Origin of the sequence: Shewanella sp. NKUCC01_JLK (genome assembly GCF_019345615.1) — a bacterium.
GTDB classification, from domain to species: Bacteria; Pseudomonadota; Gammaproteobacteria; order Enterobacterales; family Shewanellaceae; genus Shewanella; species Shewanella oncorhynchi.
Genome location: NZ_JAHKRD010000012.1, coordinates 70378 through 81623, shown reverse-complemented (window position 1 = coordinate 81623; position 11246 = coordinate 70378). Strand labels below are relative to the sequence as shown.

Sequence of the window (11246 nt, the reverse complement as noted above, 5' to 3'; positions counted from 1 at the left end):
TCCTCTCCTATGGACGCTGTGATTCGATAAAGCGAGCTAAGCTGGCAACACTGTGGAAATGGGCCTTAGTGGCATCCGAATTGGCTTCGATTTTGACATCAAATTTTTTCTTGATGGCTAAGCCGAGCTCGAGGGCGTCGATAGAATCTAAGCCTAAACCTTCGCCAAATAGCGGCGCATCGGTTTCAATATCATCAATGCTGACGTCTTCTAGATCGAGACAGTCGATGATTAACTGCTTTATTTCATTGTTTAAGTTCATAATTATTTTCGAGTTGTTGTTTATAGTAATGTTCAAGATCCCGCGTCAGCTGCCGGGCCATTTTTGCATGCTCACCTAAAGCCGCTTGGTACTTCTGGTAAGAAACGATTGTGCCGATTTCAACGGCCATTCCCATGGTTTGCCTTGGGATTTCATACCAAGGTTGCTCCTTTGTCAAACCACGCACATTGGTACGTAGCACCACAGGTAAAATATCGGCTTCGGCCCTTAAGGCGATATTGGCAGCGCCGCGGGCAAAGTGGTTAATGGTCGCACCGACCACCGTACGCGTGCCCTCGGGGAAGATGATTAAATTGGTGCCTCTTGCGAGCACTTCGCGGCAATCCTCTAGCATCAATTCGGCGCCGCGATTGGGAATATAACCCGCGCAGGACACCACACCCCGCAAAAATGGATTACGCCACAAAGCTTGTTTGACTATGCAGCCCGCATTGGGCATGAGACTTATCAATACCACCACATCCACTAAACTGGGGTGGTTGGCAATGACGATAACGCCTCTGGCATCATGTAATTTTTGTACATCGTGGCTGCTGACCTTAATCACACCTGCCCAAGTGAGCATGGCGACAAAGCCTTTGAACATTAAATGCACGGCCTTTTGTACCCGAATTATCCGCGCCTCTGGTGTGCCTGGCCAAAAACGCAGCAAAGGCAAAATGGTCAAGGAGCTTAATAAGCCGCCTAAGCCAAAGGCGATATAACAACTTACACCGCCTAGCCAACGTGGCACATAATTCAGCCCTTCGCGGCGAGTTTCTGGCAAGGTATAAGCGGCATTGAGCATTGAATCTTCATGGCCCTTAGCGGCGTCATGGCTGTGGGCTGCATCAAACATGCTCAAGTCTCCAATGCCATTGGGATAAGCAGCCTGAAATATTTTGCGCCGTCGCTAGGGCGTGGATAAATGCACCATAGGTCAGCGGATTTAAAGCTGTTGCTTTAGAAATGCGGCTGACCGTGAGCTTGGCCGAAGCGGGTGTATCGAAGGGCGCGAGCTGTAGGCCTAGGGCCAAAGGTAATTCAAATTCTTGGGTAAACTCATCGTAAACAGGAGGCACTGGATCATCACCGAAGACCAATAACAATGGTTCTGGCGATTGATGTAATTGGGCGAAGGCTTCGACCATAGCTTGGGACAGGGTTTCTGTGCCCGCCGCAACTGAGGTTGAAGGCGCGGTATTGGCCGCCACTATGCCAAAAATGCCGCTGGCGGTGTTGTGCACTGACTGACTAAAACCTAAGGGCGATAAGGGTTGTTTGGCGATAATGTCTTCGAGTAGGCCAATGGTGCGCTGCAACTCTCCATGGCGCGAGGCAAAAATAGAGCGACAATTTGCAGGCATTTCGCACTGAAAACTCACCTCTAACATCATCTTAGTCAAGCGACTAAAACGGCGGCGCTGCATGGCGGGAATTTGTTTGAGTGCGGGAGCGGTGGTATCCGACTGTGGTGGCGTATCGAGATTGAGCTCAGCCGAACTCTCGCACCAAGTTTGCCAACTTTGATGGTGCTGATATTGGGGGGCCCAAGCGCCCCAAGAGAGAATGCTGAATGTTAGTTGCACTACTTTGCCTCGACACTAAATTTAAGCTGTCTTAGTTATCCCTAACTAAGTTAGAACATTAATGGATTGTCATACCATAGTGAGGAGTATACGCGTTAGAAGAATGACGCTCGAAATGCCCTCTACAGCGTGGTCATTCTACACTATACCCCTTCTTTTTATGAAGCCATTTGCATTGTGCGGGTTAACGGAATGGGATCAAGTGCTGTGATTTGCAGCGCTTATTCGACATTGAGTAACAAATATCGCAGTGGCTATCTGATTTCGCAGACACTTTAACTTACAGGTTAAAATGAAAAAAGGCGCACTGAGCGCCTTTTGGCATGAGCTTGATAACCTATTGCGACAATTGACTCTCGATTTTACGCAGCGCTACTTTCAACTTGCGAGTATTTTCTGGACCCATACGGATCAACAGTTTTTGTGCACTGGGTAGTGCCTCTAAGTTAGGGTCAACGAATTGATAGTTAACGCTAATTGAATTCAGCTCAATCGGATCTTCAATAATAGGTGCTGCGAGTAACATTTTAATTGCTTGCAGCATTCTGTCGTTAAATTTGGCGTTGCTGTAGCCGAGTTCGGTAAAAGCTTCCTCTAGGAGCGGCGTCAGTTGCTTGTAAGTTGTGATTAAGCTCTGTTCGTCCATTTTGGCAATCGAGTCAACATAGGCGTCGTATCTGTGGAACCCCTCAGGATTTAAATACACTTTGTTGGTGATTTCTGAGACTGAGAACAGCTTCTCTGGTCCTTTAAGTGGGCTAACTTTACGGGTTAATTCACCCTGAGCTAGGTTATCCACGAATACCACAAATTGGCGGACGAGATCTTGCTGCACTAACGAAGAACTCAGCACATTGTTATTGATCATGGCGAGGGCTTTTTGTTGCACAAATGCATCACTTTCAGCCAGCACAGGCACAGGTTCTACGACAACTTCAGGCTCTGCCACTGCAGTGGTTTCAGTGCTATTGATGTTCGTTTCTGTAACGGCAGGCGTCGTCTCTGTGGTTTCAGGCTCTGGCGCACTTTCGAGCGTCATAGGTTCAGATGGCGGTGTTTCAGGCAATACAATAGGGGCGTTAGGAATGAGTTTAGGTGAGTCAGAATCACCGCTGTAGTAATAATATCCTCCGGCAGAAAGTAGCACGACGAGCACTATCGCAAAAAGCGCAAAGCGATTGCTGCTAGAAGACGTCTCTTGAGGTGTTATTCTATCATCTTGATTAACTTGCATTTTACATCCTTCGCTTGAGTGTCAAGGTAACTTGGTGAATACATGCAGCTAACATTAAAGTGCAAGAGCGGGTTATTTGAAGGCCGCAGGTTCATTTTGCAAGTTTCCATGCGCTTGTCTATAGCGCTTAGCTGAACATAAACAATTTATTTCGAGTAAAGGCAGATGTTACGCCTCGTTCTTTACCCTTTAATATTTACGGCCTAAGCCTGCACATAGTGCTGTCTGTGCCCGAGCCAACGTAAAATAATTGCATCGACCTTTTCGGGGGCTTGCGCCATTACATGGCTCGCTAATTTCTGAATGTGTGGGATCAAAGCTTGATCGCGCACCAGATCGGCAATTTTGAGCTCAGCCAGTCCCGTCTGCTTAGTGCCAAGCACTTCACCTGGGCCACGAATTTCTAAATCTTTCTGCGCTATGATGAAACCATCATTGCTTTGTCTGAGTACACTCAGTCTTTGGGTGGCGGTATGGCTCAACGGCGCCTTGTAGAGTAACACACAATGGCTTGCGATGGCGCCTCGACCGACTCGTCCGCGCAGTTGATGCAGCTGTGCTAGACCTAAACGTTCAGGGTTTTCAATGATCATCAGGCTGGCATTAGGTACGTCGACGCCCACTTCAATCACGGTTGTCGCTACCAGTAGATGAATAATGCCTGCCTTAAAGTCGGCCATGATTTGCTGTTTCTCGGCGCTCTTCAACCTGCCATGCACTAGGCCAATATTGAGCTCGGGCAGGGCGAGGCGCAGTTCTTCGGCTGTGTCTTCGGCGGCTTGGCATTCGAGCACTTCGGATTCTTCAATCAGAGTACACACCCAATAGGCCTGACGTTGGTCGCTGATGACGGCGTTACGCACCCGTTCAAGCACTTCGTTACGGCGTAAATCAGCAATCGCCACTGTGGTCACTGGAGTTCGCCCCGGCGGCAGTTCATCGATAATGGACGTGTCGAGATCTGCATAGGCCGTCATCGCAAGCGTGCGGGGAATAGGTGTGGCTGTCATGATCAATTGATGCGGGTGGAAACCTTGGTTCACGCCCTTTTCCCGCAGGCCTAAGCGTTGGTGTACGCCGAATCTGTGTTGCTCATCGATAATAATTAACGCGAGTTTGCTAAAGACCACATGCTGCTGGAAGATGGCATGGGTGCCAATCACCATTTGGGCTGCGCCGGATTCAATATCCGCAAGGGATTGGGTTCTGGCCTTGCCTTTAAGTTTTCCCGCCAGCCAACCTACCTTAAGTCCGAGTGGCTCAAACCAAGCGGCAAAGTTAGTTGCATGTTGCTCGGCCAATAACTCGGTCGGTGCCATCATGGCAACTTGATAACCGTTTTCAATCGCTTGTAATGCCGCCATCGCCGCGACTAAGGTTTTGCCAGAGCCAACATCCCCTTGCACTAAGCGCATCATAGGGTGCGGTTTTTCTAAATCTTTGCCTATATCAGCCACGACTCTTTGCTGGGCGCCCGTCGGCTTAAAGGGCAGAGCCGCGAGGAAGGGATTGAGCAACTGCCCCGTGGCTTGCATGGTGACAGCGGCATCTAAATTACTGCGCTGCCTTAGGCGTAACATGCTGAGATTGTGGGCGAGTAATTCTTCCTGCACGAGTCGTTGCTGGGCTGGGTGTTGGCCTAGCTCTAAATCGAACTGAGAGATCCCCGCAGGAGGACGATGTAGCGTCTGCAGCGCTTGTTTAAGGCTGATGTTGTTAGGTTGCAATTGTGGTGGCAGCAGCTCAGTTAAGCCACCCTCTTCCAGCAATACCAAGGCTTGCTCCGTCAGCTTTAGCCAACTCGCCTGTTTTAAGCCCTCAGTCGTGGGATAAATCGGCGTTAGGGTATCACTCAGGTGAACATCTTCACCGGGATACACCACTTTATATTCTGGATGCACTATCTCAGCTTGATGACTACCACGGCGCACTTCACCGTAGGCGCGGATCATCAAACCATTTTGCATGGCATTACGCTGAGCAACGGAAAAGTTAAAGAAGCGCAGGCTTAAGCTGCCCGTATCGTCGCGCACATTGCAGACCAGCATGCGCTTGCGGCCTTGGATGATTTGTGTCGATTGGATTTCAGCTTCTATAGTGCCATAACCGCCTAGGCTGAGGGCGGCAATGGGATAGATTTGGGTTCTATCTTCGTAGCGCAGGGGTAAGTGAAACAGCAGATCTTGTACTGTTGTGATGCCGAGCTTTGCGAGTTTCTCCGCGACCTTTTTGGCGACGCCTTTGAGGTCGGTGATCGGAACAAGATCCAATTGCTGCAAGTCGTTAGCACTCAATCACTGTGAATTTATACATATATTAACAGAGAATAAGCGTAAGGCAATCTCAAGGGGAATTAGGGTGTTATCAAATTTTGTTTGGAAGCATAGCTAATATCCTTCTGTGGCCTTAAGACCACAAAATTGTTGATAAGATCTCGTTAGGCTGAAAGCGTGGTTAACTGTGAGTGTTATTACAACCAGCCTTTTTGCTTGGCAATGCGGGCTGCATCGATTCGATTACTGGCATTGAGTTTGGCTATGGCTTCAGAGAGGTAGTTGCGAACAGTCCCTTCGGCGATAAAAAGAGTTTCGGCGATGTCGGAGGTGGATTTGCCTTCGCTAGCGAGGCGAAGAGCGCGGCGTTCTTTATCGTTGAGCGGGTCGACATCGCCAATCGCCATCATGGCAAGTTCAGGATCGATCACTCGTTTTCCCGCCATCACTTGTTGAATCGCGTTGACTAAGGTTTCCGAGGGCGCATCTTTAAGCAGAAAGCCGCCCACACCCGCTTCGATGGCACGTTTAATATAGCCCGCACGGCCGAAGGTGGTAATGACCACAACCTTAGTTTGGCTATGTTGCTCCTTTAACCATGTAGCCAGCTCTAAGCCTGTGCGGCCGGGCATCTCGATATCCGTTAGCAAGAGATCAAAGCTTTGCTGTTTGAGTAAGCTTAGAGCTTCGTCGCCGTCACTCGCTTGGGTGATACTAAAACCCCCTGCAAGCGTAAGGAGTGCGGCGAGTGCTCCTCGCACCATAGCTTGATCTTCCGCCAATAAAATCTTCATTAATGTGTTGCTCCCTGCAAAGGTAAACTGACGGTAAATCTATATCCCTGTTCGAGATTATAGCTCAAGCTGCCGCCTAAACTGTCGAGACGCTCGCGTATACCAGTGAGGCCATTACCTTCTATAAAAGGTTTGGCCGCGGCATTGTCTTTGACTTCTAGCAGCAGGCGGTCTGATTGCTTAGAAAAGTGGATAGAGCATTCACTTGCACCGCTATGGCGGAGAATATTATTAATAAGTTCGGTGAGGATCAAACTCAGTTGGCTTTCTGTGCTTGCACCTAGCTTGGGTAGCTCACCACTGAGCTCGACACTTAAGCCTTTATCCCTTAAGGATTTACAAAGCTGCGTCACGCAACTCTCTAGGCCCTTGTGTTTGTAGTCTGACACTGTGTGGCGGATCTGGCTTAAACTTTCCCTCGCAATTTGTCCTAGCTCAATCAATTGGGTTGATGCGAGTTCATATTCTTGTTTTGCGATAAGTTTTTCGGCTAGCTCAGCCTTAAGGGCGATGGAAGATAGGCTATGCCCCATAATGTCGTGTAGATCCCGCGCGATACGTTCACGCTCAAGCATAGTGGCCAAGGTGGTAATTTCTTGGGCACTTTGCTGTTCTTTCAATTTATGCCGATAACGTCTGCGTTCGGCGACACCAAACATGCCCACGCCGAGCACTAATCCCGAGCCGTAAAGCGGAAAGTAGTAACTGTTAAAGTGGTAAATCTCATTGAGGGCAAACAACAGGCCGATGAGGGCTGCAATAGCCAACAGACAGGTCCGGAGAGGATAAAAAAAGCCAATGAAGAAGGCGGCAAAGGTAAATAGCGAGATAGAGCCTGGGTTGATTGGTGTGATCGCTATTGCTATGACCACCATAATGAGAATGGGCAGATAGGCGCTACGGCTATTGCACTTATAAGTCCAAAAATAACTGGCAATAAAAGGGATTAACACAGCAAAACTGAGGGCGATTTTCCAACTTGGATAGGGATTTATGGCAAGTGGGATCAGATAAAACACTAAGTTTATCAAATACACCCAAGCAAGTTTTCGTTCGAGCTGAAGGGGAGTGCTTATCATGATGCCTCTGTGTCACTGAGTTGGTTGTTCAATGCCCACCGATGGCATCTGTTTTAATTTATTCTTTTTAGGGATTGGCGCTATCGTCAGCGCCATAGATCCCCGTTAACAACTTTGTCTATTTTGCACTTAATTGCTGATTTTGTTGAAGCAAAAATTTTGCCCAACCGTAATCTGCTTGTACTTTGATCGCTTGTTGCCAATCTTCAATCGCGCCTTGGCTATCGCCTAATTCCTGTTTAGCGAGCCCGCGCCACGTGTAGGCTTCGGCTTCACCCCAGCAAATATTGTCGCAAGGCTGGGCGAATCTTTCTATGGCCGTAGTGGCTAAGGTCTTAGCATTTTGCATGCTGCCGCCAAATATGGCTGGCGTGTTATAGGCGGCGATGGCTTTAATAAGCGCTACCCGTGGATTTTGTGGTTCTAATTGTTCGGCACTGGCAATCGCCTTGGCGGATTTCATGCCGAGCGTTGCACCTTTGCTATTGTCTAAGGCGATTTGCATGCCATAAACCGACGATAATAGCGCGAGGGATTCTGCATTCGCTTGGCTGGTTTCGAGTGCTTCTAATGTGGTTTGCGCTGCACTCAGTGCGCTGCTAGCGAGTGTTTTCTGCCCCATTACATTGGCACTGATGGCTAAGCGATAGTTCGCATAGGCTTTATCATAATCTTGAGTGCTACCGCTCAGTTGTTGTAATTGCGTTAGATTCATCGCATTCGAGGCCGCGTCTACATTGGTGATGTTAGTGTTTGATGGCGTTGCTGCAAACGAGTGAGTACTGATAAGCAAAAAGCTGGAGGCGAGGAGTAATGCTTTCATGGTATTTCCTTATTGAGTGAGTTTCCCAATGTTTGGGTACGGGCTCATTATCAGAAATTCGATAGAAGAAGTGCAGACACAAAGGTCATGGCTTTGGCATGACAAATGTCATCAGTTGAGTTATTTGCTTATATTTTTTATGAGGTGTGCTTTAAAGAAAGTGCGTGATGAATAAAGGACAGCAATACCTAGAGAGCAAAACACCGGAGAGGCTCCGGTGTTTTTTTATCGTAAATGAGCAGCTAAGTGTTATACCACAGCTTGAGTGCTTGCTTGGTTTATTAGGTAGCCCAAGTAACCTAAGTAGCACAGTAGTAATACTGAACCTTCGCGGCGGCCAATACGAAATCCTGTCCAAGCGAAAGGTAAAATCATGATGGCAAATGCCAACATCACTATGAAATCAAAGGGTTGGAAGCCAAGTGATGATACTGGCTGTACTATTGCAGTAATACCTAAAATACCCAAAATATTGAATATGTTAGAACCGACAACGTTACCTATGGCTATGTCACTCTGACCTTTCAGTGCCGCTAGAACAGAAGTTACTAACTCTGGCATACTGGTACCAATCGCCACGATCGTTAAGCCGATAATGACTTCACTGATACCGAAGGTCTTGGCTAAATCTACTGCGCCGTTGACAAACAAAATACCGCCACCGACTAACATACCAATACCGACTAAGATAAATAGGGCTGAAAGTAGCGGATTATTTGGACCTGCTTCAATCTCTTCCTCTTCATTACCATTTTTCGAGCTGATGTAACTAAAGGCTAAATAACCGAACAGTAGTGACAGCAATATCACACCGTCAATTAGGCTGAGCTCGCCATCTAACAAGAGTGCCCAGAACAACATAGAAGCCAATATCATCAAAGGGATATCACGCTTTACGACTTGAGATTGCACTTGAATAGGGCGGATAAGTGCCGTGATGGCTAAAATCAAACCTATGTTAGCAATGTTAGAGCCAATAACGTTACCTAAGGCGATACCGCTGTTTCCTGCTAGAGCAGATTTTACACTCACAGCCAGTTCTGGTGCGCTAGTACCAAAGGCTACAATAGTTAAGCCTATGATAAGTGGCGTAATACCTAAACGTAGAGCGATTGAACTCGCGCCACGAACTAGGGCTTCAGCGCCTAAGGTTAAAATAATAAAACCGCCAATAATCGATAGTGTAATTAGCATCGTTAGACTCTGTTAAACCTAATATTGAATGGAAAAGTACAAGGGAATTGCCCCTTGGCCGACTGGCGCACATGATACGTGGTTTTATCGGATTTTGACAGAATATGTCATAAAAAAGCACACCCTAGGCGTGCTTAGTTTTAGCTGATGACCATACTCGCCAACTGATTGTTTGGCCTAGTTATTTTTGAGTTAATTCATCTTCCCAGCGGACTTGGGCGCCACGAATGCCGTCAACTCGTTCGCTAAAGGCTTTTTCAAGCACATGGCGTTTGATTTTGAGGGTAGGTGTGAGCGCATCATTTTCAATCGTCCAAGGATCACTGACCACGACAATCGCATCGACATGTTCGTGTGACTCTAAGTGCGGATTAACGCTATCGAGTGTCGCTTTGAGTGAGGAGCGGACTTCTTCGCGGGCTTGTAGATTTGCCCCTTCGGATAACTGCACTAGAGCGACGGGATGTGGCAGACCAGAGCCAATCACGCAGATCAGTTCAACATGGGGATCCTGTGCCAGTTTACGTTCGATAGGCACGGGCGCTACATATTTGCCCTTGGCGGTTTTAAAGTTGTCTTTCACTCGGCCAGTAATAGTGACACAACCATCGGCATCAATTGAGCACAAATCGCCTGTGTGGAAGAAACCATCAGCATCGAATGCCGCTGCAGTAGCTTCAGGCTGCAGATAATAAGCTGTCATTAATCCCGGACTCTTGAGCAGTAGCTCACCATCCTCGCCTTGGCGGATCTGGCAATCCTCAACTGGGCGGCCAACAGTACCAATTTTACGCGCATCAAAAGGATAGTTGATGATCGAATAGGCACAGTTTTCTGTCATACCCCAAGCTTCGCAGATATTAAGACCCATACTGTGATACCAGTGGATCAGTGATGGTGGAATTGGCGCCGAGCCAGAGCCGAGTAGACGACAATGGTTCAAGCCTAAACCCTTATGGATTTTGTATTTCACAAAGCTGTTAAGCAGTGGGATTTTCAACAATAGATTAAGTTTACTGACCCCAATTTTGTCGATAATGTTTTTCTGAAACAGGCTCCATAACCGTGGTACCGAGAAGAATACCGTTGGTTTTGCCCGTTGAACATCGACAACGAAGGAGTCGAGACTTTCAACGAAAGCCACCACACTACCTGAGTAGAAGGATGAGCCTTCAATCGCAACGCGCTCTGTGATATGGGCTAAGGGTAAATAGGATAAAAGTCTATCGTTGCCATCGGTGCGCAGGTCACGGACTACCGCTTGGCAAGTCCAGCCATAGCTGGCGAAGGTTTGAATCGCGCCCTTAGGTTGGCCAGTCGAGCCAGAGGTATAGATGAGTGTCATCACTTGATCTGGAGTCGGCAGCGGGGCATTAACTAAGGGATAGCCTAGCTTAAGCAATTGTTCCCATTGATATTGTGCTGGCATCGTATCATAGGGCATGGCAAGGCGTAGTAGCTCGCCGCCGACACCAGCCTCTTGGTCAGCCCAATGGTCAAGCTTGCCGAGAAAAATGGCTTTTGCGCCACTGTGTTGCAGCACATAGCGAATAGTATCTGTGTTGGCGGTAGGGTAAATAGGTACGCTGACATAGCCGCCGTGCATCAACGCGAGGTCGGTGATAAACCATTCGGCACAGTTTTTAGAGAGAACGGCAATTTTATCACCACGCTCTAAGCCTAAGTGATGTAAGGCTCCGGCAAGTTGTTGAACTTTTTCTTGAACTTCAGCCCAAGTAAAATCAAGGAATTGACCCTTGATCGGTTGGCGTAAATAGACTTGGTCCCCCTGAGTATTAGCCCAGTGCGCCAGCATTTCAATTGGCGTCTTAATCGCTGTATCCATTGGCAATTCCCTGTTATTTATTGTTCTTTTGGCTGTACCCAGTATGGCGAGTTTTGTGAGCTCGCGCAAATAGTTTACAAGATTGTAAAATATGAGAATGGAGCGCAAAGCCTACAAGTTGAGTGTTATACCAATCGTATTAAATATCTGTT

The 11246-nt window shown here is 47.7% G+C and carries 10 protein-coding genes; all 10 read right to left on the bottom strand.

The genetic code is table 11. The features are described from left to right. Positions 1-7: 7 nt before the first annotated feature. Complete coding sequence (locus KO537_RS14180) at positions 8-262, bottom strand: phosphopantetheine-binding protein (protein WP_011787697.1); 255 nt, start codon at positions 260-262, stop codon at positions 8-10. Continuing rightward, positions 246-1121: a lysophospholipid acyltransferase family protein gene (locus tag KO537_RS14175; protein ID WP_219234698.1), complete on the bottom strand. Its 876-nt coding sequence runs from the start codon at positions 1119-1121 to the stop codon at positions 246-248. Before KO537_RS14175 ends, KO537_RS14180 begins: the two co-directional genes overlap by 17 nt. Then, positions 1114-1851, bottom strand: coding sequence for a beta-ketoacyl synthase chain length factor (locus KO537_RS14170; RefSeq protein ID WP_113941113.1), 738 nt, complete (start codon positions 1849-1851; stop codon positions 1114-1116). Before KO537_RS14170 ends, KO537_RS14175 begins: the two co-directional genes overlap by 8 nt. A gap of 337 nt (positions 1852-2188) precedes the next feature. Then, complete coding sequence (locus KO537_RS14165) at positions 2189-3085, bottom strand: DUF3014 domain-containing protein (protein WP_198572535.1); 897 nt, start codon at positions 3083-3085, stop codon at positions 2189-2191. 203 nt (positions 3086-3288) lie between these two features. Then, complete coding sequence (recG, locus tag KO537_RS14160) at positions 3289-5364, bottom strand: ATP-dependent DNA helicase RecG (RefSeq protein WP_131524049.1); 2076 nt, start codon at positions 5362-5364, stop codon at positions 3289-3291. 191 nt (positions 5365-5555) lie between these two features. Further along, complete coding sequence (locus tag KO537_RS14155) at positions 5556-6152, bottom strand: response regulator transcription factor (protein WP_198572537.1); 597 nt, start codon at positions 6150-6152, stop codon at positions 5556-5558. Continuing rightward, on the bottom strand, positions 6152-7231 hold the full coding sequence (locus KO537_RS14150; protein WP_219234697.1) for a sensor histidine kinase: 1080 nt from the start codon (positions 7229-7231) through the stop codon (positions 6152-6154). The genes KO537_RS14155 and KO537_RS14150 overlap by 1 nt, the downstream gene beginning before the upstream one ends. 118 nt (positions 7232-7349) lie before the next feature. Then, a complete protein-coding gene (locus tag KO537_RS14145) occupies positions 7350-8054 on the bottom strand; it encodes a hypothetical protein (RefSeq protein WP_219234696.1) in 705 nt (234 codons plus the stop codon). 249 nt (positions 8055-8303) lie between these two features. Then, entirely contained in the window at positions 8304-9248 is a 945-nt protein-coding gene (locus tag KO537_RS14140) for a calcium/sodium antiporter (RefSeq protein ID WP_105251158.1), read from the bottom strand. A gap of 181 nt (positions 9249-9429) precedes the next feature. After that, a complete protein-coding gene (locus KO537_RS14135; protein WP_219234695.1) occupies positions 9430-11094 on the bottom strand; it encodes an AMP-binding protein in 1665 nt (554 codons plus the stop codon). Positions 11095-11246 lie beyond the last annotated feature (152 nt).

Bases quoted from the DNA above. Each gene is read 5' to 3' on its own strand.
- KO537_RS14180 (WP_011787697.1), bottom strand. From the start codon at position 262: ATGAACTTAAACAATGAAATAAAGCAGTTAATCATCGACTGTCTCGAT.
- KO537_RS14175 (WP_219234698.1), bottom strand. From the start codon at position 1,121: ATGTTTGATGCAGCCCACAGCCATGACGCCGCTAAGGGCCATGAAGAT.
- KO537_RS14165 (WP_198572535.1), bottom strand. From the start codon at position 3,085: ATGCAAGTTAATCAAGATGATAGAATAACACCTCAAGAGACGTCTTCT.
- KO537_RS14155 (WP_198572537.1), bottom strand. From the start codon at position 6,152: ATGAAGATTTTATTGGCGGAAGATCAAGCTATGGTGCGAGGAGCACTC.
- KO537_RS14150 (WP_219234697.1), bottom strand. From the start codon at position 7,231: ATGATAAGCACTCCCCTTCAGCTCGAACGAAAACTTGCTTGGGTGTAT.
- KO537_RS14145 (WP_219234696.1), bottom strand. From the start codon at position 8,054: ATGAAAGCATTACTCCTCGCCTCCAGCTTTTTGCTTATCAGTACTCAC.
- KO537_RS14140 (WP_105251158.1), bottom strand. From the start codon at position 9,248: ATGCTAATTACACTATCGATTATTGGCGGTTTTATTATTTTAACCTTA.
- KO537_RS14135 (WP_219234695.1), bottom strand. From the start codon at position 11,094: ATGGATACAGCGATTAAGACGCCAATTGAAATGCTGGCGCACTGGGCT.